The following is a 22925-nucleotide window of genomic DNA, read 5'->3' on the forward strand; positions in this document are numbered from 1 at the left end:
TTTTTGTATGCCTTGGGATCGGGCTGCTGTGGCGCTGGGCTTCAGGCCTCAGCAACACCGTGAGCACAGATTAATGAGGTGCCGGGAAGTGAAAAAGCGGCTATAAAGCGTTTAACTGTCCACCAGAGAGTGACAATGAACCCGTTCGAAGACATGCGTATTTTTTGCCAGGTGATGGACTCCGGCAGCTTCACGGCGGCGGCCGATCAGTTGGGCCTGTCCAAGCAGTTCGTCAGCCGTCGTCTGATGCAACTGGAAGAGCGCCTCGGCGTACGATTGCTCAACCGTTCGACCCGGCGTCTGGACGTGACGCCGCTGGGCCAGAGCTATTACGAATCGGCGCTGCGTTTGCTCGGTGAAGTGGAGTCGGTGGAGCAGGGCATCGCCGGGCAGACCGCCGAGCCGCGCGGGGCGATTCGCGTGAGTGCGCCGCTGTCGTTTGCGCTGGCCCATCTGGGCTGTTTGCTGCCGCCGTTTCTGCAGCGTTATCGCGAGGTCACGGTGGAAGTGGACCTGAGTGATCGGCCGGTGGATCTACTGGGCGAGGGGTACGACCTGGCGCTGCGCATCGGTGTGCTGGAGGACTCGACCCTGATCGCCCGACGCATCGCATCAATCGAACGGGTGTATTGCGCCAGTCCCGGGTATCTGGCCGAACGCGGTACGCCGGTCAAACCGGAAGACCTGCTCAGTCACGACTGCCTGCCTTACGGCCACGGACGTTCGGTGCAGTGGCGGTTCAATGCGGGGCAGGGCAAGCCGCTGCTGGTGAATGTCACCGGGCGGATGCGCGTCAACAACGGTGAGTTGCTGCGGGATGCGGCGGTGGCGGGGATGGGGATTACCTATCTGCCGACGTTCATCGTTGGCGCGGCGCTGAAGGACGGACGGCTGGTGCCGGTATTGGATGAGTTTCGGCCGGAGCCGCTCACGTTGTCGGCGGTGTACCCGCAGCATCGCCAGGCGTCGCGGCCGGTGCAGGCGTTGATCGAGTTTTTGCGCGAGCGACTGGATCAGACAAAAGGCGTTTTGTAGGCGCTACAAAACATTGTGGGAGCGGGCTTGCTCGCGAAAGCGGTGGATCAGTCAATACAGGAGTGACGGACCTGACGTTTTCGCGAGCAAGCCCGCTCCCACAGGGGTAGGGCATTTCAAAGTGATTTAGTTGGCGCGCTTGTCATCGCCAGGCTCGCCACCGACGTGTACGCCGCGATCATCACCGATTTCACCGGCACGGTGTACGCCGTGGTCATCGCCGATTTCACCGGCGCGATGCACACCGTGGTCATCCCCGATCTCTCCGGACCGATGCACACCATGGTCGTCGCCAGGTTCAGAATGCGTGCCGCTGCGACCGGATGACGCCGTGTTGCCGGAATGGCCCGAGCCGTGGTCACTGCCGCTGTGGCCACTGTTGCCACCGCCGCCACTGCCACTGTTGCCGCCACTGCCGCTGCCGCCGTGACCACCATTACCGCCACCACCGCCTCCGCTGCCGCCCCCGCCATTACCGCCACCACCGCCTCCGCTACCGCCCCCTCCATTACCGCCGCCACCCCCACCGTTACCACCGCCGCCGCCCCCGCCGCTTCCGCCACCACCACTTCCCCCATCCTTGGCCAGAACAGTCGACACCCCGGACAGGTTGTCCGGAATCAGTACGGTAGACGCCGACAGGACGGCGCCGATGGCCATTGCGAGCACGAGCTTTTGAATGTGCATAGCGTTCTCCGACTTTGTTGTCTTGATTGGGAACGTGGATGTGCCTTGTTTTTGCGTGTGATCCGACCCGTTCCCGAGGTCAGTGGATACTCGAAGCCAGTTCGAAGATCGGGATGTACATCAGGATCACGATCACCCCGATCAACAGGCCGATGAAGGTCATGAGCAGTGGTTCGAACAGCCGCACGAACCACTCGATCCAGCGGCTGATTTCCTCGTCGTAGAAATCGGCGCTGCGTTCCATCATTTGCCCCAGGTTGCCGGACTGCTCGCCAGCGCGCAGCAGGCGCAGGGACACGGGCGTCACAAGACGGTTGAGCTCAAGGGCAGTGGACAATGACTGCCCCTCGCGCACCCGCTCGCAGGCCTGGTCCAGCCGCGCTCGCGAGGCCACGGTGAGCAGGCCGCGCACCATGCCCATGGCGGTCACCAGCGGAATCCCGCCTTGCAGCAGAATCCCCAGCGACCGGTAAAACCGCGCCAGCTCGTACATGAAAATCCGCTGATGCACGGCGGGCAGTTTCTCCACCAGCCGATCCAGCCCACGGCGAAACGCCGGTTGTTTCTGCAGCACGGCGAGGGCGATGACGATCGTCGCCAACAGGCCGAAAAACTCGCCCTGATGGGCGTGTAGAAACATGCCGCTGCTCATCAGAATCTGCGACAGCCACGGCAGGTTCGAGCCCAGTCCTTCGAACACCAGGCTGAAGCGCGGCACCACGTAGCCCATCAAAAACAGCACCACACCACCGCCGACCACCAGCAACAGCAGCGGGTAGATCGACGCGCTGACGATCTTCTGCCGCACCTCGTCCATGCGCTGGCGATAGCTCACGTAACGGCCCAGCGCATCGCCGACCGCGCCGGTCTTCTCGCTGGACTGTACCAACGCCACGTACAAGGGCGGGAACACCGCCGACAACTGGCCCAGTGCCTGGGAGAAGGATTTGCCCTCGTACAGCAGCCGCACCAGCTCGCTCAAGGTTTTGCGGGCGGCGGGGGCGGTTTCTTTTTCGGCCAGGCTTTCCAGCGCATCGATCAGCGGCAGGCCGGCATTGAGCAGGGTGGTCAGCTCCTGGCTGAACAGCACCAGGTTGAAGGTCTCACGCTTGCTCAGGCGCAACGAACGCCAGTGGCGCTCGGCGTGCAGGCTGACCACGCGCAAGCCCTGATCCTCGGCGATGCGCCGTGCTTCGCTCTGGCCGGGCGCCTCGACGCTCAGCGACACCACCCCGGCCTTGCCCACTGCTTTGAGTTGAAATCGCATGCCGTGTGCTCCGCTTATTGCCAGTTGGTGACTTCGGCATTTTCGCCTTCGCCGCCGGGCTGGCCGTCCTTGCCCATCGAGAGCAGGTCGTACTCGCTGTTTTCGCCGGGATAGCGGTAGGTGTAATTACGCCCCCACGGATCCTGCGGCAGTTTTTTCTGCAAGTACGGGCCGGTCCATTTGGCTTCGTCGCTCGGTGCGGTCACCAGCGCTTGCAAGCCCTGTTCGGTGGACGGGTAGTGGCCGACCTCCAGCCGGTACAGATCCAGCGCCTTGCTCAGGCCTTCGATCTGCGCCTTGGCAACCTTCACCTCGGAGCGCCCCAGCTGGGCGAAATATTTGGGCGCGACGATCCCGGCCAACAGGCCGAGCACCACCAGCACCACGAGCAATTCGAGCAGGGTGAAACCGCGTTGGGCACGCGGACGAAATTGCAGCTTCATGATGACCTCCCGTGAGTGGCAGCCGTGTCGCCGCAAGGGCTTATGCAATTGCCATGCTCAGCCACCGATTATTTCGGCTGTCGGGCTGAAGCCCTTGTATTACGGGCTTTTCAAGAGTCGGCACAGTGCTTGCGTACGGCTGATCAACGACGGGTCAGTGGGGCATTTCCCCCAATTTTTCGGGGCCTGTCAGGGGAGGCCCAATGATCCATTCATTCACTGCAGGACTGCTCGGCTGCGTGCTGTCGGTCGGTGCCGCGCAAGCCGATGTCTTCGTTTCCATGGACGCCAAGGGCAGCTACGTGCTGTCCAACGTCCACCGTCCCGGACGCACTTACGAGCGGGTGATCCGCGAAGCCGATGCGCCACTGGTCAGCCTTGACCGGCAACCGCAATTGATCGCCAACCAGCCCTACGCCGAGCTGGTGTCAGCCGCCGCCAGCGCCAATCACCTGCCCGAGGCCCTGCTGCACGCGGTGATCAAGTCCGAATCCAACTACAACCCCGGCGCCACCTCGCCCAAGGGCGCCGGCGGACTGATGCAATTGATGCCCGACACCGCCCGCGAGCTGGGGGTGAAAGACGTCTACGACCCCAAGGCCAACATCCAGGGCGGGGCCAAATACCTCAAGCGCCTGATGACCCTGTTCGACAACGACATCGCCCTGGCCGTGGCGGCTTACAACGCCGGGCCGGACGCGGTGCTCAGCCGCGGCCGGGTGATTCCGCCGTTCGCCGAAACCCAGCGCTATGTCCCAAGCGTGCTGCGTCAGTACCGGCGCCTGCAGGGGCTGGCGGTGGATGCACCGTTGTAAAGCCTTTTTTTTCTAAATCCAGCCCCGGCTTTCCCCACTATCGGGGCAAACCCAAGGGGCCCGGAAAAGTGGGGAAACGGGTGGGGAATATCCCCCGTATTCTCAAGTGACCTGTGTAACTGATTGAGATGGAAGGCAATTTTTTGTGGCATGCGGATTGCTCTCAGGGCTTTAACGAGAATCGTTCCCTGTGAGCACCCACTACGAGGTTTCCGATCATGGTTGGCATTCACCACGCTCCGCCCCTGTTGAACTGGCTGCTGTTGCTGGTCTCGATGCTCAGTGTCGAACTGGCCAGCGCCGCCGTGCGCTGCGAGCGCAATCTGGTGGCCAATGTGGTCGCCTTCGATCAACCGCTGATGTTCAACCGCCTCGGTGCGCAGAATGCCAACGGCATGATGTACGCCCTGCGCCGCGATGTGGTCGATGAGCACGATGTCTCGCTGGCCTACGGCGGCAGTGCGGTGCCGGGCAAGGTGTCGCTGCGTGCGGACAAGCGTCCACGGCCGCTGGTGCTGCGGGTCGCCGCCGGTGATTGCCTGACGATCAACCTGCAGAACCTGCTCGATTATCAGGCCAACCCGAACAAGCATTTCGAAGGGCCTGAAGGCGAGGAGGGCACCGTGAACCCCGGTGGCGCCGATGCCTTCAAGGTCGACGAGCAGGTCGCCGACCGCCATGTCGGTTTCCAGGTCAACGGCCTGCAAGCGGTGAACAGCATCGATGACATTTCTTCCTACACCGGGCGCAACGCCAACACCCTGGTGCCGCCGGGCGCGAGCCGCTCGTACGTGCTGTACGCCGAGCGCGAAGGGGCGTTTGCCGTCAGCAGCCGTGGCGCGACATTCGGCGGGGAGGGCGCGGCCGGCAACACTGCCAATGGCCTGTTCGGCCAGGTCGTGGTGGTGCCGAAGTCGGGACGCACCTATCGCAACACCCTCACCGAAGAAGAAATGCGTCTGGCCACCACCGGCCGCACACCGGCCGGTCACCCCATCGTCGATTACCAGGCCCGCTACCCGCAGCGCGAACCGTGGTTGCGTGAAGGCAAGGCCGGCACGCCGATCATCAGCATGGTCGACGGCAACGAAATCATCTCCAGCGAAAGCGACGCGATCGTCATGGGCAGCAATGCCGATGGCAGTTTTGCGCCCAGCACCTATCCGCTGGAATCGGTGGGCAAACGCAACCCGGCGATCCCCAACCGCCTCGAGCCGTTTCGCGATTTCGCTTCGCAGTTCCAGGACGAAACCGCCGCCACCCAGGCATTCCCCGCTTACTGGGCTGACCCGGTCATGGCCCATGTGCTGGAGCCGACCCGCGACTCGTTCATGATCAACTACGGTTCCGGCGGCATGGGCGCCGAAGTGGTCGCCAACCGCCTCGGCGTGGGGCCGATGCACGATTGCCTGTCGTGCGCCTACGAAGAATTCTTCCTCAGCTCGCACACCGTCGGTGACGTGGCGATGCTGGTGGACGTGCCGGCCAACACCGGGCTCGAGAACATCGCCCCCGGCCAGACACCGAGCGCCGATCAGATCGGCGTGAAAGCGACCATGGCCCTGTATCCGTCGGAGCCGTCGAACGTCAACCACAGCTACATCGGTGACTTCGTCAAATTCCGCAACACCCACAATGGTCACGAGCAGCACATTTTCCACCTGCACGGCCATCAGTGGCTGTTCAACCCCAATGACGACAACTCCGATTACGTCGACGCTCAAGGCATCGGTCCGGGCGCCGGCTATACCTACGAAATTGCCAACGGCGGCTCCGGCAACCGCAACCGGGTGGCCGGCGATGCGATCTATCACTGCCACTTCTACCCGCATTTCGCCCAGGGCATGTGGTCGATGTGGCGGGTGCACGATGTGTTCGAAGAAGGCACCCGGCTGGAAGTCTCGCAACAGGGCGCCGATGGTTATCACAGCGAACCTTACGCCCTGCGCAGCGGTAAACCGGCCGCCGGTGCCCGCGCCTTGCCGGATGGCGAGATCATCGCCGGCACGCCGATTCCTGCCGTGGTGCCGCTGCCCGGCAAAGCCATGGCGCCGATGCCGGGCAAAGTGGTGGTGGTGCCGAAAATCGGCGAAACCCTGGTCGCCGGCAACGATGACGACGATGAGGAAGAAGAGGGCGATGACGACGGCGAACACCACGGCGGTAACGGTGGTTCGCAAGCCATCGGTTCCCTGGCACTGGTCGATCGCAGCGAAGCCAACCGCAACGCCGACGGCAGCCTGAAAAACCCAGGCTATCCGTTCTGGATCGGCGGCATGGAAAGTTCGGTAGGTCAGCGTCCGCCAACCCCACCGCTGGACATGCTCGACGCCGCCACCGCGCAATCGTTGAAAGCCAGCGGCAAAGCGCTGTGGGCCAACCTCGATCCGAATCAGTCCGGCGGCTGGGACGGCGGCTTGCAGCGTCACACCCTCGACGGGGTGGCGGCCGGAGGCGAGGCGCACACCGTGACCACCTCGCTGGACTTCTCCAAGGAAGTCACCCGCGCCAAACCGATTTACCTGCCTGAAGAGGGCACCGAAGTGGAACAGGCCGCGATGGCGTTCCACGCGAAAAAGGATCACCCAAGCTTTGCCTTGCTGCCCGGCAACCAGATCGTGGCCAAGGCCTTCCGCACCAACGGCGCCTTGCCGATGGCCGGCGCGCCGTACTATGAACCGTGCATGGACGACCGGCAAAAACGCCTGACCAGCAGCGCCGGCACCGGTGAATTCGCCAGTGGCGATCGGCTGGACGGTATGTCCTTCGTTGGCGCCTCGACCTTCACCGCCGACCGGCCACGGATCTACAAGGCCGCCAACATCCAGTTCGATGCGGTCTACAACAAAGTCGGCTATCACTTCCCGCAAGCGCGGATTCTGGCGCTGTGGGAAGACGCCTGGCCGGTGATCACCAAGCAGCGGCCGCCAGAGCCGCTGGTGATGCGCATGAACACCTTCGACTGCGTGCAATACCAGCAGACCAACCTGGTGCCTGCCACCTACGAGATGGATGACTATCAGGTCCGCACGCCGACCGACGTGATCGGCCAGCACATTCACCTGCCGAAATGGGACCTGACGGCCGCCGACGGTTCCTCCAACGGCTGGAACTACGAGGACGGCGTGCTCTCCCCAGGCGCTGTTCAGGAACGCATTCACGCGATCCGCGAATTCAACCAGTGCGAGAGCAGCGACCCGCGCGACGGCACCCAAGCCTGCCCGAAAGCCAAGGCACATCCGTTCTTCGGCCAGTTCGGGCGCAGTGACTGGATGGGCGCGCGCACGGCCATGCAGCGCTGGTTCGTCGACCCGGTGGTCAACGCCAAGGGCGTGGATCGTGGGCTCGGCACCATCTTCACCCACGACCACCTCGGCCCATCGACTCACCAGCAGATCGGACTGTATGCCACGGTGCTGGCGGAACCGGCCGGTTCCACCTGGTTCCACGCCGAAACCGGCGAGCCTCTGTACAGCGGCGCGCGCCAGGACGGCGGGCCGACCTCGTGGCAGGCGGTGATCAACACCGGCGACCTCGACGGCGACGGCAAGAACGACAGCTTCCGTGAGTTCTTCCTCGAATACAGCGACTTCCAGCATGCCTATGAAGCCGGTGTGTACGTGGGCGCCGGCCCCAACGGCGTGCCTAATCCGCAAGCTTTCCCGGCTACCGCCGACAGCTTCCGCTACGCGATCAACCCACCGGTGCGCAACAACGCCAGCACCCTGCTCGAAGGCGTGCTGGAAGTGCAGGGCGGTCAGGTGCCGGGCTGTCCGAGCCGGCCTTGCCCGCAGGCGATCTCCGTGGATGATCCGGGCATGTTCGTCGTCAACTATCGCAACGAGCCGCTGGCCCTGCGGGTCTACGATCCGAACAAGGTCGGCCCGGACGGCAAGCGCGGCATGCAGGCCGACGGCCTCGGCGGCGATCTGGCCTATGCCATGCAAAGCCGTACCGACCGGGCGATCCCGGCGATGAACCTGGCACCGAACCTGGTGACGGCTGCCACCGGCCCGACCGGCGGCACCACGCTGTTCCCGCCGCACATCAACAAGGGCGGTAGCGAGCCGGGCGACCCGTTCACCCCGATGCTGCGTACCTACACCGGCGACAACGTGCGTCTGCGGGTGCATGCCGGCGGCCACGAGGAAGAGCACAACGTCACCCTGCACGGCGTGAAGTGGCTGCAGAGCGGTTCCGGTTTCGGCAACAGCTCCAACTCCGGCTGGCGCGCCTCGCAGATGATCGGCATCTCCGAACAGATGGGCTTCATCGCACCTGTGTCGATGCTCTCCAGCTCTGCGGCGACCACCGGTGACTATCTGTACTCGATGGACGCTTCGATCGAAGGCTACTGGAGCGGGATCTGGGGCGTGATGCGCAACTACACGGCCAAACGCAATGACCTGTTCGCCATCCCCAACAACCCGAGTCCGGCCGGCATGCGCAACACCGTGGCGTTCGAAGGCAGCTGCCCACGGATCAGCGCCAACCCCAACGGCATCGGCACCCGTCCGACGGTGCAGCGCAACTATGAAGTGGTGGCGGCGCTGGCCAACGACATCCTCGGCAATTCGCTGGGCCTGAGCATCGGCGATTCTGCCGGGCTTGGTCAGCATGTCGGCGGGCCGCTGAATCCGGCGGGCGGCACCCTGGTGCTGAACTCGCGCACGGTGAGCATCCCGCAGGTCACGGTGACCGATCCGGAGGACGGCGAGACCATCACCATCGGTGGCCAGAGCGGGCCGCTACATGATCCGACGGCGATCCTGTACGTGCGCAAATCCGACCTCGATCCGGTCAGCGGCAAGCTCAAACCCGGCATTCCGGTCGAACCGCTGGTGCTGCGCGCAGCGGCCGGGGACTGCATCAATATCACCCTGGAAAACCGTCTGCCGAGCGTGATGCCCGACCTGACCCAGACCGCCGTGATGCAGGGCATCGTCAAACGTGATCGCAACAGCGGCCTGGGCTCGACCACTTTCAGCAACAACCTGATGCGGCCGTCCAGCCATGTGGGTCTGCACGCGCAACTGCTGGCCTATGACATCACCAAATCCGACGGTGCCAACGTCGGCGCCAACCCGGTCCAGACCGTCCCGCCGCGGGTGGGCAGCAGCGGCGCCTACCCGACCCGGACCTATCAGTACTACGCCGGGCACCTGGAGCGTGAAGGCAAACCGGTCACGCAACTGGGCCGCAGTGTCGACAACATCAACGCCACGGCCGTGGAGTTCGGTGGCCTGAACATCACCCCGGCGGATGTGATCAAGCAACCGCAAAAAGGCCTGGGTGGTGCGATGAGCATCCTGCCGATCGGCGCGACCTGGGTCGACGATGCGCGCAAGGTCAACGCCACGGTCACCGCACCGGGGCAGACGACTTACCGCGACTTCGCGACGGTGTGGCACAAGGCGCTGAACACCCGCTGGGCCAATGGCCGGCCGGTGGAAGGCATCGCAGCCGAGGGCTTCGGTGTGCCGACCGATCCGCAGGACAACTCGAGCATGGCGATCAACTACAGGACCGAACCGCTGTGGTATCGCTTCGGCCTCGCCCCGGATGCGCCGTTCGGTCATGCCGATGGCGCGGGTTACGGCGACATGACCAACGCGCACATGGCCTATAGCAATGCGCTGGTGGGGGGCGATCCGCAGACGCCGGTGCTGTATGCCAAACCCGGTCAGCCGTTGCGCACGCACATCCTGATGCCGAGCGGCGGCAGTCGCGGCACGACGTTCCAGCTCGACGGACACGTCTGGTCGCTCAACCCGTTCCAGGCCGAGAAGAGCGACACCGGCGGCTACCCGATGGGCACGCCGGGCGTGGGTTCGGTGCGCTTCGGCTACAACCCGATGTCGATGTACATCGGCGCTCACGAAAGCATCCTGCCGGCGGCGCACTTCAGCTTCATGATCCCGAGCGCCGGGGGCAGCAACGCGATACCGGGGGACTACCTGTTCCGCGATTACGGCGCCTATGGCAACACCTCGGGGCTGTGGGGATTGCTGCGGGTGACCAATGAGCCGGAGCCGGCGCCGCCTGCTCAGTAGGTGCCAATGCGCGACCTGTGGGAACCGGTGAACCCGCTCCCACAGGTGGGGACAGGATTTGTAGGGGAGAGCGACATGAACAGGATCATCAACATCATCGGCGTCTGCCTGCTGACGATGGCCGGCGCGCTGCTCACGCTGAGCGAGATTGCCCTGGCGCAGACCGGTGCCGGGCAGGTGCTGACCCGCGACGGTGTGTCGATCGCCTTCGATCTGAAGCCGCTGGCCAGCGACGGCCAGTTGCGTGAGGGCGAGTTCGCCGACGTGCAGTTTCGCGTCACCGACGGTGCGTCCGGCCAGCCGTTGTCCGGTGTGGCGCCGGGGGCGTGGATCGATCCGCAAGCCGTCGCCGCTGATCAGGCCCAGGGCCGTGATCAGAGCTGCAAGTCGCGGGTCGGCACGTTCCTCAAATCCAATATCGGCGCGCGGCCGCTGCTCGACCTCAACAGCTATTTCCTGCTGGTGATGAACCGCGATGCCAGCGTTTCGGTGGTCGACCCGTCAGTGTCGGTGGGCGGCATCACCAGCACCCTGGCGCGGATCGAACTCAAGCAATCGCCGATGGACTGGGTCACGCCCAAGGACAACAAAAAGGTCTTTGTGTCGATGCCGACGGCGGGGGAAGTGGCGGTGATCGACAGCGAGCAATTCAAGGTCATTGAATCGGTGGCCGCCGGCAGCCAGCCGGTGCGGGTCGCGCTGCAACCGGACGAGCGTTTGCTGTGGGTCGGCAACAACGCGAGCAAGGCTGAAGAGTCCGGCGTTACGGTGATCGACACCCAGAGCCTCAAACCGCTGAAACACCTGGCGACCGGTCGCGGCCACCACGAAATCAGTTTCAGCAAGGACAGCCGTTTCGCCTTCGTCAGCAACCGCGACGACGGCACCCTCAGCGTTATCGACATCGCCAGCCTGAGCCTGGTGCAACAGGTCAAGACCGGCTCCAGCCCGTTGTCGGTGGCCTACTCGCCGCTGTCCGGCGCGGTGTACGTGGCCGATGGCAAGGACGGCACCGTCACGGTGATCGACAGCAACAGCCGCGCCGTCCGCCGGGTGATCAAGCTGCAACAGGGCCTCGGCCCGATGGGCTTCAGCGCCGACGGTCGTTTTGGCGTGGTGCTGAACACGCTGGAAAACCGCGCCACGGTGATCGACGCGGCCAACGATTCGGCGATCCATGATCTGGAAGTCTCGGCCGAACCCTATCAAGTGGTGTTCACCCAGGCCTATGCCTACGTGCGCGGACTGGCCTCGCCGAAAGTCACCATGATCAACCTGTCTTCGCTGGGCGAAGGGCGTCAGCCGATTACCCAGGGTTTCGAGGCCGGGCCGCAGCCGCCACGGCTGGCCGGGGACCTGCCGCTGGCGTCGAGCCTCGCCGTATCGCGCGATGACAACGCGGTGTTCGTGGTCAACCCGGTGGATAACACCACCTATTTCTACGCCGAAGGCATGAATGCGCCGATGTCCGGTTACCCCAACCGGGGGCAAATCGCCCGCGCCGCGCTGGTGATCGACCGCAGCCTGCGCGAAGTCTCGCCGGGGCTCTATAGCGCCCGGGTCAAGCTGCCGGCGGCGGGGCGCTTCGACGTGGCGTTCCTGCTCAACCAGCCGAACATCATTCATTGCTTCAGCGCCCAGGTGGCGTCCGACGGCGCGCCGGAAAAACACCTGGGCGCGGCAAAAGTCGAGTTCCTGCTGGACAAGACCGCCGTGGCCCTCAACGACCCCTACGTGGTGCGCTTTCGCATCGTCCAGGGCAAACAGAAAATCCAGCGTAGCGGCGTGACCGACGTGCAGTTGCGCTACTTCCTCGCGCCGACTTCCCGGCCCCGTGAAGTGGCCGCACGGGAAGTCGCTGACGGCGTGTACGAAGCGCCGGTGACCCTCGACCGCAGCGGCGCCTGGTACCTGCATGTGCGCGCGGCCTCGCTGGGCGCCGGTTTCGACGACAAGACCTTTGCCAGTGTCCGGGTGCTGCCCGGCCAGACTCAGTGACGAGGAAACGACCATGAACCGATTTGCATCCCGTGGCCTGCTGACCCTGTGCCTGTTGGCCGTCGGTATCCAGCAGGCCAGCGCCCACTCGGCGGACGAACATGCCGGGCACACCGCACCGGCCGCCAACAGCCAGGAACACGCCCAGGTCAAGTTCGCCGACGTGCCGCTGCTCGACCAGAACGGCAAGACCGTGCACCTGGAACAGGATCTGGTGCACAACAAAATCGTGGTCATGAGTTTCATCTACACCAGTTGCACCACGGTGTGCCCGGTGGTCTCGTCGATCATGGGCAAGGTGCAGAAACAGCTCGGTGCCCGGGTCGGCACCGAGGTGCAGCTGGTGTCGATCAGCATCGACCCGCAGCGCGACGACCCGAAACGTCTGCAGGATTACGCCCGCACCTTCCAGAAAGGCCCGGGCTGGAGCTGGCTCACCGGTTCGCCGCAATCGATCAGCGCCACGCTCAAGGGGCTGGGCAGTTTCAGCGGCGACTTCAAGAATCATCAGCCGCTGATCCTCGTCGGTGACGGCAACAGCCGCCACTGGACGCGCTATTACGGCTTCACCGACCCGGCATTGCTGGCCAAAGAAGTCGAGAAACTCAGCGGCCTGCGCACCCACGCCAAACACACCGCGATTGCCATGGAGCAACAACCATGAGAACCCTGGACTGGATCACCCTGACGGTGTGTTTCTGGATTTTCAGCGCCATGGCCCTGGCTCACGAAGGCCACGAACAACCGGCACCGGCAACGACAACGACCAGCGCTGCGCCCGCACCGGCGAAAGGCACCCATGATGCGAAAACCTGGTTCACCGACACGCCGCTGCTGGATCAGAACGGCGACGTCCAGCGTTTCTACAGCGATGCGCTGCACAACCGCGTGGTGCTGCTCAACGTGATCTTCACCAGTTGCAATGACGCCTGCCCGCTGATCACCCGCAAGCTCAAGGAAGTCCGTGAGCTGCTGGGCGACAAGGCCGACGGCATCACCTTCATTTCCCTTACCAGTGATCCGCTGCGCGACACGCCGGCGGTGCTCAAGGCTTACACCTTGAAGCAGGGCGCCGATGACCCTCACTGGCTTTTCCTTACCGGCGACAAGGCGCAGATGGACCTGGTGCTGGGTCGCATCGGCCAGATCGTGCCGACGCCCGAGCAGCACTCGACCCAGTTGATCGTCGGCGATGTGGCCAACAAACGCTGGAGCAAAATCCGTCCCGACGCCCCGGCCGCCGCCATTGCCCAGCGCTTGCAACTGCTGACAATGCCTGTGGCCGGCCGCTGAGTCCGCGCCATGAACCTCGGCCGCGTCCTCGCCCTGATCCTGCTTGCTGGCGTCAGCCTCGGCGCGGCCGCGTTGCCGCTGACCGATGAAGAAAGCGCCGGCAAGCGCCTGTACCGCGAAGGCTTGTCCGCCAGCGGCGAGCCGATCATGGCGCGGGTCGGCGCGGCGGATGTGTTGCTGCCGGCCACCAGCCTGCCGTGTGCCAACTGCCACGGTGCCGACGGCCTCGGCCGGCCCGAAGGCGGGGTGCGCCCGCCGGAACTGAACTGGTCGCGGCTGACCAGCATCCACGGTCAGCAACAGGTCAACGGCCGCAACTACCCGGCCTACACCGACAGCAGTCTGGCGCGGGTGATCCAGCAGGGCCGCGACCCTGGCAACAATCGCCTTGACCCGAGCATGCCGCGTTTCCTGCTGTCGATGAAGGATCAGCGCAACCTCACGGCGTACCTCAAACGCCTGGCCGATGACCGCGATCCGGGGCTCGATGACCAGACCTTGCACCTGGGCACCTTGCTGCCCAGCCAAGGGCCGCTGGCCGAGGAGGGCGCCACCATCGCGGCGGTGCTCAACGGCAGCGTCGCGCGGATCAATCAGGCCGGTGGCATTCACGGCCGGCAGTTGCGCCTGACCGTGGCCGATCCCGGTCCGGATCGCGCCAGCGCCGAACAGGCCCTGCAACGGTTGATCGAGGAAGAGCAAGTTTTCGCCCTGATCGCGCCGTTGGCCCCGGCGCTGGACAGCGAGCTGGCGCCGCGTCTGGAGCAGTCCGGTGTGCCGCTGATCGGGGCCCTGTCGTTGCTCGGTCCGGTGCAGGCCAGCCCGCAGATTTTCGAACCGTTGCCGGGCCTGCGTGAGCAACTGATCGCACTGGCCGACTACGCCACCGCCAGTCTGCGAGTGCTGCAAGGGCCGACGCTGATTGCCTATCCCGATGACCCGGCCCAGGTGCTGGCGGCGCAGACCCTTGGCCGCTATCTGCAGGAACACGGCTGGGAAAAAGTCCATCTGCAGGCCTACGACCCGGCGGCGGACAGCTTGCCGCTGGGCTCACGCTCGGTGTTCTACCTGGGCAACGGCGGTGGTTTCAGCCGGCTGGCGGCCGGGTTGCAGAATGCCGGGCAGGTACCGTACCTGTTTGCTGCGTCGAGCCAGGTGGCGGGGGATTTGTTGCAGGTGCCGGAGGGGTTTTCCCGGCGGGTGTTTCTGGCTTATCCGTTCGTGCCCAGCGACTGGACCCAGGCCGGGCGCATGGCCCTGACGCTGTTGCGCGAGCATCAGGGCCTCGGCGCCCAGCACGCGGTGCTGCAAGTCGGCGCCTACGCCTCGATGCTGTTGTTCAGCGAAGGCATGAAGCAGGCCGGCCGCGACGCCAGCCGCGAAAAACTGGTGGCGGCGCTTGAAGGCCTGCACGACTTCGACACCGGCCTGACCCCGCGCCTGAGCTTCGGCCCCGGCCGACGATTGGGCCTGAGCGGGGCGCACGTGGTCACCGTGGACTTGCCCGACCAGCGTTTTTATCTGGTCGCTCCCTACAAACCGATTCTTGCCACGCCCTGACCGGAGGCCCTGATCATGAAGCTCAAAACCCTGTGTTGGCTGCTGACAGGCTGGTTGTCGGTGGGAATGGCGAACAATGAACCGGTGGCCGCCCGGGTCAACGGCGAGGCGATTTCCGAGTTTCGCCTGGAACGTTTTTTCGCCGAGTACCTGGAAGATCAGGGCCGCGCCGTGGCGAGCATCCGCAACCCCAAGGCCTATAAACAACTGCGTCAGGCCGCGCTGGACACGCTGATCGACAAGGAATTGCTCTGGCAGGAATCGCGCAAGCGCGGGGTGAAGATCGATGAGCAAACGGTGCGCGACCAGGTCGAACGGACTCGCACCGCCATCGGTGGCACCGACAAATTCCTCCAGCGTTTGCAGGACGCCGGTTTCGACGAGGCCTCGTTCGCCGAGTACACCCACCGTGAACTGGCGGCGCAGCGGATGTTTGCCGAGCTGACCCAAGTCCAGGCCCCGGACGAGCAAACGGTGCGGGCGTTTTTTGAGGAACACCGCGCTGAAATGGGCGCGCCGGAGCAAGTGCAGGCCCGGCACATTCTGATCAAGGTTGCCGGTGATGCCGATGCCGCCACGGTTGAAGCGGCGCGACTACGCTTGATGCAGATGCGTGCGGCTATCGCAGGGGGGCAAACCTTTGCTAGCGTCGCGCAATCGGGATCGGAAGATGTCACCGCCAGCCAGGGCGGGGACCTGGGGTATTTCGCCCGTGGGCAAATGGTGCCGGCGTTTGAAGCGGCGGCGTTTGCTCTCAAGCCTGGTGAAGTCAGCGAGGCGGTGCGCACACCGTTCGGCTGGCATTTGATTTTTGTCGAGAACCACAGGGAGGCGGCCGATGTCCCAGAGGAGCAAGGGCTGGAAACAGTCAGGGCGTACCTCGCCCGACAGCAACAGACCCAGGCTCGTCGTCAGGTGCTCGCGCAGTTGCGGGCAGAGAACAGGATCGAACGAATTGACGACGACTGAAGGTTCCCCCCCAATAGTGGGGAATGGCTTCGATGCCCATTCAGGTGCTTCCCCGTTTCTGGGGAACGGGGTACCGGGACGAGCGGGCATTTCCATTCAATTCAAGGACATGAAGACAAAAAATTACCGGCATTCAGCCTGGCATGAAGTGTGCGTTACCTCTTGTGAGGCGCACTCCAGCAGGTTCGGGTCATTGAATTTCAATTGCCGGCACTTGAGGTTTCAGGGAGTCCACCTTGGTTAACAAAGTACTGGTTGTCGAAGACGAACAGCTGCTTGCACAGAACCTTCAGGATTATCTGTCGGCGCAGGGGCTGGAAGTCCGGATTGCACATGACGGCGCAGAGGGAATCGGCCTGGCCGAGACTTTCGCCCCCGACGTGCTGGTGTTCGATTACCGCTTGCCCGATATGGAAGGGTTCGAGGTGCTCGACGCGGTCCGCCAGAACAGGACGTGTCATTTCGTGCTGATAACGGGTCACCCGACCGCTGAAGTCTGTGAGCGGGCGCGGCAACTGGGAGTCAGTCACATCCTGTTCAAACCGTTTCCCTTGGCGGAACTGGCCCGAGCTGTCTGCGACCTTCTGGGGATCCAGCGCGAAGCGAAACCCGGTGCGAGCCCATCCGAAGGCTTTGTCGAACGACGCCAGAGCAGGACCGAGAGCTTCCCGTTGCAGTTGTACGATGGCAGTTGGGTGCTGGCAGACCGCCGACGAAACCGGTCGGAGGCCATGGCACCGGACGACGATCAAATGCTCACCGGGGAGTAATGGCGCGATAGACGTTCCGGCACTCGCCGAACTCGCCTCCCGCGCCGTCAGGGCCTCAAGCCCCGGGTGTTGGAGAGCAAGCCATGGATCGTCTGTCCGTTGTCGTCGAACCGCTGTCGGTCAATCCTCCGCTGGAGGCCCAGACCCCGCCACGCTTTTCCAGTGAGCAACTGGCCCAGGCCCGGGCACGGGCCAGCACTTCCGGGGAACGGGTGCTCGATGCGCTGGCCGTGCTCTGTGAGCTGGCGCCGATGCCGTTCATTGCCAGCCTCGGCGCCACCCTGCATTACCCGGTGCTCGACACCGACACGCTGTTTCTGGCGACCCCGGTGTTCGACCGGGTCACTCTCGCGCAATGCCTCAAACGTGAATTCATCCTGCTGCGCCATAACGACGAAGTCATCGGCGTGTTCGCCGACCCCTTCGACACCGCGCGCCTGGCCTGGATCGACGAATGCCTGCACGGCGCGCCGCTGTACCTGGTGCACGCCGACGACCTCAAGGCCTATCTGGCCCGCCACGAAGAAAGCTTCCACGCGGTCGAATCGCTCAACGCCCAGGCCGACGCCGGCAGCGAGACCGACACCCTGCAAAGCCTGTCGCTGACCAGCATCAGCGAAGACTCGAGCGTGGTGGTGAAACTGGTCAACTCGACCCTGTACGACGCGCTGAAAATGCACGCCAGCGACATCCACCTCGGCACCACCGGCCAGGGCCTGGTGATCAAGTACCGGATCGACGGCGTGCTGAACAACATCGGCAAGATCCAGGGCAGCGAGTTCGCCGAACAGGTGATCTCGCGGGTCAAGGTCATGGCCGAACTGGACATCGGCGAAAAACGCGTGCCCCAGGACGGTCGCTTCAAGATCGGCATCAGCGGCCGGCAGATCGACTTCCGCGTTTCGATCATGCCAAGCATCTTCGGCGAAGACGCGGTGCTGCGGGTGCTGGACAAACAGGACCTGGCCGACAAGGTCTGCGGCGTGCAACTGCAAGTGCTGGGCTTTGAAGACGAAACCCTGCGCCAACTGCGTCGCCTCGCCGCCGAACCCTACGGCATGGTGCTGGTGACCGGCCCCACCGGCAGCGGCAAGACCACCACGCTGTACGCGATGATCACCGAGATCAACCACGGCGTGGACAAGATCATCACCATCGAAGACCCGGTGGAATATCAGCTGCCCGGCGTGCTGCAGATCCCGGTCAACGAGAAAAAGGGCCTGACCTTCGCCCGTGGCCTGCGCTCGATCCTGCGTCACGACCCGGACAAGATCATGGTCGGCGAGATCCGCGACCCGGACACCGCACAGATCGCCGTGCAATCGGCGCTCACCGGTCACCTGGTGTTCACCACCATTCACGCCAACAACGTGTTCGACGTGATCGGCCGGTTTACCCAGATGGAAATCGACCCCTACAGCCTGGTCTCGGCGCTCAATGCGATTCTCGCCCAGCGCCTGATCCGGCTGGTGTGCAGCAGCTGCAGCACACCGGTCAACCCGAGCGATGAAGAGCTGCGCGCTTCGGGCCTCGATCCACAGAAAGTCGATCACTACCACTTCGTCCACGGCAAGGGCTGCGGCCACTGCCGGGGCAGCGGTTATCGCGGCCGCACGGCGATTGCCGAGCTGCTGCACCTGGACGACGAACTGCGCCAGATGATCGTCGAGCGCCAACCCATCACCCAGATCAAAGCCCTGGCCTGCGCCCGTGGTTTGCGCCTGTTGCGCGAATCGGCGCTGGAGCTGGTGGAGCACGGTCGGACCACGCTGGAGGAGATCAATCGTGTCACTTTTATCGCGTGATCAATTTATCGCCGTGCTCGGCGCCAGCGGTGTCGGCCTCGGCCAGCGCCGGGGCAGCGACACCCTGTGGCTGGGCAGCGTCGGCTACATCGACGAAGGCTTCCAGAGCTACGCGGTGGCGCTGGACACCCTCGACCGTGTGCTCGGCGAACACACCCGTGCCGGTGCCGAGCTGAGCGTGGTGATCTCCGGCCACTTCAGCCGCTTCTGTCTGGTGCCGTGGAGCGAGCAGATCAGCAGCCCTGACGAACTGCGCGGCTTCGCCCAACTGTGCTTCGAAGACCTGTTCGGCGCCCCGACCCAACCGTGGAGCCTGGTGCTGTCCGCCGAGCCGGCCGGGCATGACCGCATCGCCAGTGCCTTGCCGCAGGATTTGCTGGAACGCCTGCGCACGCTGGTCAACGGCCGTGGCCTTCGCCTGCGCTCGGTGCAGCCGTACCTGATGACCGCGTTCAACCGTTTCGACAAAAGCCTCGACGCCGGTGACTTCCTGTTCATCGTCGCCGAGCCGCAACGCAGCGTGTTGCTGCTGGCAAGGGAAGGGCGCTGGTCGTCGGTGCGTTCGGTGGGCGGCAGCGACAGCGACGCGGCACTCAGCGCGTTGATCGGTCGCGAACGGCAACTGCAAGCCTCCACCAGCGAACGCGCCTTCAACGTTTATCTGCATGCCCCGGCGCGCCTCGATGCGCAACCGAATGTGGCGGGGGTGCACCTGCGCACCCTCGAAGACGACTCGATGACCGTGCGTGACGCCTTGTACGTCATGTCCCGGGCGGTGGCCTGACATGCGCGCCTTGAACCTCGACTTCCAGCCACGTCCGCGTTCCGGCCCGTTGGGCTGGAGCCTGCTCGGCGGTGGTGTGTTGCTCGCGCTGGTGTGCTTCGGCGTGCAGCAGCACCTCGGCGAGCAGGCCGAACAACAGCAAGGTCACTTGCAGCACACCCAGCGCCAGCTCACCGGTGACAGCGGCAGCAAGACAACACTGAGCCCGGCGGAAACCCGCGAGCAGGCGCAGAACCTCGCTGAAATGCGCAAGGTCTCGCAGCAACTGCGCCGGCCCTGGGAACGCCTGTTCGCCATGCTCGAAGCCATGCCGCGCGACGACATCGCCTTGTTGACCCTGACCCCGGATGCCCGCAAGGGCCAGGTGCGGATCAGCGCCGAAGCGCGGGATCTGCAAGCGATGCTGGATTTCCACAAACGGCTGGAGGCCAGTGACGAGCTGTCCGACGTGTCGCTGCTGAGCCACGAAATCGTCGTCAAATCGCCGGAGCAACCGGTGCAATTCAACCTGTCGGCGACCTGGGAGATAGGCGATGCGAATCCCTAGACTGATCGTTCACGAATACCTGCAAGGCCTCGGCGTTCCGGGCCTGGCCGGTCTGGCGCTGCTGCTGGTCACGCTGGCCTGGGCACTCGGCGGTTTGCTGCCGGGCTGGCAGTCGCTGCAACAGCTCAGCCAGCAAACCCGGGAAGCCACCGAATACCTGGCCAAGGTCGAGGACGGCAGCATCGCCCCGCCCGTGGTGCCGCAACGTCAGCTCGACGATTTTCGCAACAAGCTGCCGGCCCAGCCGCAAGCCACCGTCGCCATCGATCGCATCTACGCCCTGGCCGCGCAGGAGCACATCACCCTGGCGCGCGGCGAATACGCCCTCGGCGTCGATCCCAAGACCCATCTGGCGCGCTACCAGATCCTGTTGCCGGTGCGCGGCAGCTACCCGCAACTGCGCCGCTTCCTGCACGCCTTGCTCGGCCAGTTGCCGGCGGTGGTGGTGGAAGACGTCGAGTTTCAACGCAAAAAGATTGCCGACACCGACCTCAGCGGCCGGATCCGTATGACCCTCTACCTGTCGAGGTCGTAATGGACAGCAAACGCATAACCGGCTGGGTGGCGTTCTTCGGCGTGGCGGCGGCGCTGGCCTGGTTGCCGGAATATTTCTCGCCGAGCGACGAAGCGGATTCGACCGAAGTCGCCGTGGCCAGCCCGACAAAAGCCAGCGCCCGTGGCGCCTTGCCCGCCAGCAGCGCCAAGGCGAATGCGGCGCCGATCAAGGACCTGAGCCCGGCCGGCGACCTGTTTGCGAGCAAATCCTGGAAGGCCGCGCCGACCCTGGCGACGGTCACCGAACAAGCGATCAACCCGACCCCGGTGGTGCAAGCCCCGAGCCTGCCACCGGTGCCGTTTCAGTTCGTCGGCAGGCTGCATGACCGCAGCGACCTGCAGGTGTTCTTGCAGGACGGCGAGAAAATCTACGTCGTGCGCAGCGGGGATGTGATCGACGACACCTGGAAGATTGCGGCGATTTCCGATGTGGAACTGAGCCTGGTCTACCTGCCTTTGCATTTGTCGCAGACCTTGTCTGTGGGGAGTACGCAATGAACAGATCCCGTTTGCTGATGAGCCTCGGCCTGTGTGCCGGGCTGGCCGCGTGCAGTTCCGCGCAGGTCGCCAACCAGGAGGCTTCCGACCTGATCGAGCAGGGCCAGTACGAGGCGGGCCTGGCCCGGATCGAGGAAGGCTTGCGGGAAAATCCGCGCGACACCGAGCTGCACCTGCTGCTCAACAGCGGCCGGGCCAAAGCCATCACCGCGCTGCTGACCTCCGGCGACACCGACCGCGCCCGCCGCGATTTCGCTTCGGCCCGTACCGCCTACAGCCGGGTGCTGACCATCGAGCCGAACAACCGCCGCGCCCAGGATGCCCTGCGCCAGCTCGACTACCTGCGCAGCATGGACGAGAAACTTGAGCTGGCCCGTGGCGACCTGCGCCGGGGCGACATCTACGGCGCCGACCGCCAGGTCAAACAGATCCTTGAACTCGATCCGAAAAACGACGGCGCGCTGGAGCTGCAAGGCAACATCCGTCTGGTGCAGAGCCGCAACGTGATCCAGTACCCGCAACTGCGCACCCGGCTCGACCGCCCGGTGACCCTGGAGTTTCGCGACGCCAACCTCAAGACCATTTTCGAAGTGCTGTCGCAGGTCGCCGGCCTCAATTTCATCTTCGACAAGGACCTGCGTCCGGACATGAAAGCCACGATCTTCGTGCGTGACGTGCGCATCGAAGACGCCGTACAACTGCTGCTGCAACAGAACCAGCTGCACCAGAAAGTGGTGAACGAAAACACCTTGCTGATCTTTCCGGACTCGCCGCAAAAGTTGAAGGATTATCAGGAGCTGGTGATGCGCACCTTCTACCTGACCAGCATCGACGCCAACACCGCGCTGAACATGATCAAGACCATGCTCAAGACCCGTGACGTGTTCGTCGACGAGCGCCTGAACACCCTGACCATGCGCGACACCGAAGACGCCGTGCGCATGGCCGAAAAACTCCTGCAATCGCAAGACCAGTCCAACCCCGAAGTGGTGCTGGAAGTGGAAGTGATGGAAGTCGCCACCCAGCGCATTCTCGACCTGGGCCTGCAATGGCCGAACACTTTCGGTGTGATCAACAGCGACGGCACAGGGGTGTCCGTTCTCGATCAACTCAAGGGCATCAACTCCAGCCGGATTTCGATTTCGCCGTCGCCGCAAGCCAAGATCAATGCGCAAGACAACGACATCAACACCCTGGCCAGCCCGGTGATCCGCGTCAGCAACCGCGAACAGGCGCGCATCCACATCGGTCAGCGCGTGCCGATCATCAGCGCCACCTCGGTGCCGTCGACCCAGGGCCCGGTGATCACCGAAAGCGTGACCTACCTCGACGTCGGTCTGAAGCTCGAAGTGCAGCCGACCGTGCACCTGAACAACGAAGTGGCGATCAAGATTGCTCTGGAAGTGAGTAACGCCACGCCGCTGGAGCCGACCCGCCAAGGGACGATCCCGGTGCAGGTCGACACCCGCAACGCCCAGACCTCGCTGCGCCTGCATGACGGCGAAACCCAGATCCTCGCCGGCCTGATGCGCAACGACCACGGCGCCACCGGCAACAAGATTCCGGGCCTCGGCGACATTCCGGGTCTGGGCCGGTTGTTCGGCAGCAACAAAGACACCATCGGCAAATCGGAACTGGTGCTCTCGATCACCCCACGGATCGTGCGCAACCTGCCGTACCAGAGCCCGTCGGACATGGAGTTCCCGACCGGCACCGAAACCAGCATGCACATCCAGGCGCCGGACCGTTCGCAGAGTTACTCGATGCCGACGCCTGCCGCGCAGCCTCGTGCAGTCGGTGAAGCGGCCGTGGCCACCACCCGTGTAACTGTCGAGAAGCCTTGATC

The 22925-nt window shown here is 64.2% G+C and carries 18 protein-coding genes; 15 read left to right on the forward strand and 3 right to left on the reverse strand.

Features of this window, described 5'->3' with window-relative positions:
• Positions 1-135: 135 nt before the first annotated feature.
• A complete protein-coding gene (locus tag K3819_RS11220) occupies positions 136-1035 on the forward strand; it encodes a LysR family transcriptional regulator (protein WP_085612766.1) in 900 nt (299 codons plus the stop codon).
• Between the two features lie 126 nt (positions 1036-1161).
• Here K3819_RS11220 and K3819_RS29580 read toward each other — a convergent pair whose 3' ends face one another.
• From K3819_RS29580 to gspG, 3 genes are all read right to left on the reverse strand, one after another.
• Complete coding sequence (locus K3819_RS29580) at positions 1162-1722, reverse strand: hypothetical protein (RefSeq protein WP_221399306.1); 561 nt, start codon at positions 1720-1722, stop codon at positions 1162-1164.
• A gap of 79 nt (positions 1723-1801) precedes the next feature.
• Entirely contained in the window at positions 1802-2989 is a 1188-nt protein-coding gene (locus K3819_RS11230) for a type II secretion system F family protein (protein WP_007956102.1), read from the reverse strand.
• A gap of 14 nt (positions 2990-3003) precedes the next feature.
• Positions 3004-3432, reverse strand: a complete 429-nt coding sequence (gspG, locus tag K3819_RS11235) for a type II secretion system major pseudopilin GspG (RefSeq protein WP_011333421.1) — start codon at positions 3430-3432, stop codon at positions 3004-3006.
• Between the two features lie 203 nt (positions 3433-3635).
• Here gspG and K3819_RS11240 point away from each other — a divergent pair, with 203 nt between their 5' ends.
• The 14 genes from K3819_RS11240 to K3819_RS11305 all read left to right on the forward strand — a co-directional run bounded on the left by K3819_RS11240 (position 3636) and on the right by K3819_RS11305 (position 22923).
• Positions 3636-4247, forward strand: coding sequence for a lytic transglycosylase domain-containing protein (locus K3819_RS11240; RefSeq protein ID WP_085613420.1), 612 nt, complete (start codon positions 3636-3638; stop codon positions 4245-4247).
• A gap of 218 nt (positions 4248-4465) precedes the next feature.
• On the forward strand, positions 4466-10300 hold the full coding sequence (gene mnxG / locus K3819_RS11245; RefSeq protein WP_221399307.1) for a manganese-oxidizing multicopper oxidase MnxG: 5835 nt from the start codon (positions 4466-4468) through the stop codon (positions 10298-10300).
• A 75-nt stretch (positions 10301-10375) separates the two neighbouring features.
• The gene (locus K3819_RS11250; RefSeq protein WP_221399308.1) at positions 10376-12298 is read left to right on the forward strand and encodes a YncE family protein; all 1923 of its coding nucleotides are present in this window, start codon (positions 10376-10378) and stop codon (positions 12296-12298) included.
• A gap of 13 nt (positions 12299-12311) precedes the next feature.
• Entirely contained in the window at positions 12312-12962 is a 651-nt protein-coding gene (locus K3819_RS11255) for an SCO family protein (RefSeq protein WP_085613423.1), read from the forward strand.
• Complete coding sequence (locus K3819_RS11260; RefSeq protein WP_085613424.1) at positions 12959-13591, forward strand: SCO family protein; 633 nt, start codon at positions 12959-12961, stop codon at positions 13589-13591. The genes K3819_RS11255 and K3819_RS11260 overlap by 4 nt, the downstream gene beginning before the upstream one ends.
• 9 nt (positions 13592-13600) lie before the next feature.
• Positions 13601-15151 (forward strand): ABC transporter substrate-binding protein, encoded by a 1551-nt coding sequence (locus K3819_RS11265; protein ID WP_221399309.1) that lies wholly within the window; start codon positions 13601-13603, stop codon positions 15149-15151.
• A gap of 15 nt (positions 15152-15166) precedes the next feature.
• Entirely contained in the window at positions 15167-16120 is a 954-nt protein-coding gene (locus K3819_RS11270; RefSeq protein WP_221399310.1) for a peptidylprolyl isomerase, read from the forward strand.
• 236 nt (positions 16121-16356) lie between these two features.
• Positions 16357-16890 (forward strand): response regulator, encoded by a 534-nt coding sequence (locus K3819_RS11275; RefSeq protein WP_007956122.1) that lies wholly within the window; start codon positions 16357-16359, stop codon positions 16888-16890.
• An 83-nt stretch (positions 16891-16973) separates the two neighbouring features.
• Positions 16974-18695 (forward strand): GspE/PulE family protein, encoded by a 1722-nt coding sequence (locus K3819_RS11280; protein ID WP_221399311.1) that lies wholly within the window; start codon positions 16974-16976, stop codon positions 18693-18695.
• The gene (locus tag K3819_RS11285; protein WP_221399312.1) at positions 18676-19479 is read left to right on the forward strand and encodes a hypothetical protein; all 804 of its coding nucleotides are present in this window, start codon (positions 18676-18678) and stop codon (positions 19477-19479) included. Before K3819_RS11280 ends, K3819_RS11285 begins: the two co-directional genes overlap by 20 nt.
• 1 nt (position 19480) lies before the next feature.
• Positions 19481-20026: a PilN domain-containing protein gene (locus tag K3819_RS11290; RefSeq protein ID WP_064595156.1), complete on the forward strand. Its 546-nt coding sequence runs from the start codon at positions 19481-19483 to the stop codon at positions 20024-20026.
• Entirely contained in the window at positions 20013-20561 is a 549-nt protein-coding gene (locus tag K3819_RS11295) for a GspMb/PilO family protein (RefSeq protein ID WP_074687733.1), read from the forward strand. Before K3819_RS11290 ends, K3819_RS11295 begins: the two co-directional genes overlap by 14 nt.
• A complete protein-coding gene (locus K3819_RS11300; RefSeq protein ID WP_221399313.1) occupies positions 20561-21079 on the forward strand; it encodes a hypothetical protein in 519 nt (172 codons plus the stop codon). Before K3819_RS11295 ends, K3819_RS11300 begins: the two co-directional genes overlap by 1 nt.
• Positions 21076-22923 carry a secretin N-terminal domain-containing protein gene (locus K3819_RS11305; RefSeq protein ID WP_221399314.1) on the forward strand — a complete coding sequence of 616 codons (1848 nt, stop codon included), beginning with the start codon at positions 21076-21078 and terminating at the stop codon, positions 22921-22923. The genes K3819_RS11300 and K3819_RS11305 overlap by 4 nt, the downstream gene beginning before the upstream one ends.
• The last annotated feature ends 2 nt before the right edge of the window (positions 22924-22925 follow it).

The organism is Pseudomonas sp. 3-2 (genome assembly GCF_019710535.1).
Classification (GTDB): Bacteria; Pseudomonadota; Gammaproteobacteria; order Pseudomonadales; family Pseudomonadaceae; genus Aquipseudomonas; species Aquipseudomonas pharyngis.

What these genes read in the sequence shown, in the direction of transcription:
- K3819_RS11220 (WP_085612766.1), top strand. Translation starts at nt 136, where the DNA reads ATGAACCCGTTCGAAGACATGCGTATTTTTTGCCAGGTGATGGACTCC.
- K3819_RS29580 (WP_221399306.1), bottom strand. Translation starts at nt 1,722, where the DNA reads ATGCACATTCAAAAGCTCGTGCTCGCAATGGCCATCGGCGCCGTCCTG.
- K3819_RS11230 (WP_007956102.1), bottom strand. Translation starts at nt 2,989, where the DNA reads ATGCGATTTCAACTCAAAGCAGTGGGCAAGGCCGGGGTGGTGTCGCTG.
- gspG (WP_011333421.1), bottom strand. Translation starts at nt 3,432, where the DNA reads ATGAAGCTGCAATTTCGTCCGCGTGCCCAACGCGGTTTCACCCTGCTC.
- K3819_RS11240 (WP_085613420.1), top strand. Translation starts at nt 3,636, where the DNA reads ATGATCCATTCATTCACTGCAGGACTGCTCGGCTGCGTGCTGTCGGTC.
- mnxG (WP_221399307.1), top strand. Translation starts at nt 4,466, where the DNA reads ATGGTTGGCATTCACCACGCTCCGCCCCTGTTGAACTGGCTGCTGTTG.
- K3819_RS11250 (WP_221399308.1), top strand. Translation starts at nt 10,376, where the DNA reads ATGAACAGGATCATCAACATCATCGGCGTCTGCCTGCTGACGATGGCC.
- K3819_RS11255 (WP_085613423.1), top strand. Translation starts at nt 12,312, where the DNA reads ATGAACCGATTTGCATCCCGTGGCCTGCTGACCCTGTGCCTGTTGGCC.
- K3819_RS11260 (WP_085613424.1), top strand. Translation starts at nt 12,959, where the DNA reads ATGAGAACCCTGGACTGGATCACCCTGACGGTGTGTTTCTGGATTTTC.
- K3819_RS11265 (WP_221399309.1), top strand. Translation starts at nt 13,601, where the DNA reads ATGAACCTCGGCCGCGTCCTCGCCCTGATCCTGCTTGCTGGCGTCAGC.
- K3819_RS11270 (WP_221399310.1), top strand. Translation starts at nt 15,167, where the DNA reads ATGAAGCTCAAAACCCTGTGTTGGCTGCTGACAGGCTGGTTGTCGGTG.
- K3819_RS11280 (WP_221399311.1), top strand. Translation starts at nt 16,974, where the DNA reads ATGGATCGTCTGTCCGTTGTCGTCGAACCGCTGTCGGTCAATCCTCCG.
- K3819_RS11290 (WP_064595156.1), top strand. Translation starts at nt 19,481, where the DNA reads ATGCGCGCCTTGAACCTCGACTTCCAGCCACGTCCGCGTTCCGGCCCG.
- K3819_RS11295 (WP_074687733.1), top strand. Translation starts at nt 20,013, where the DNA reads ATGCGAATCCCTAGACTGATCGTTCACGAATACCTGCAAGGCCTCGGC.
- K3819_RS11300 (WP_221399313.1), top strand. Translation starts at nt 20,561, where the DNA reads ATGGACAGCAAACGCATAACCGGCTGGGTGGCGTTCTTCGGCGTGGCG.
- K3819_RS11305 (WP_221399314.1), top strand. Translation starts at nt 21,076, where the DNA reads ATGAACAGATCCCGTTTGCTGATGAGCCTCGGCCTGTGTGCCGGGCTG.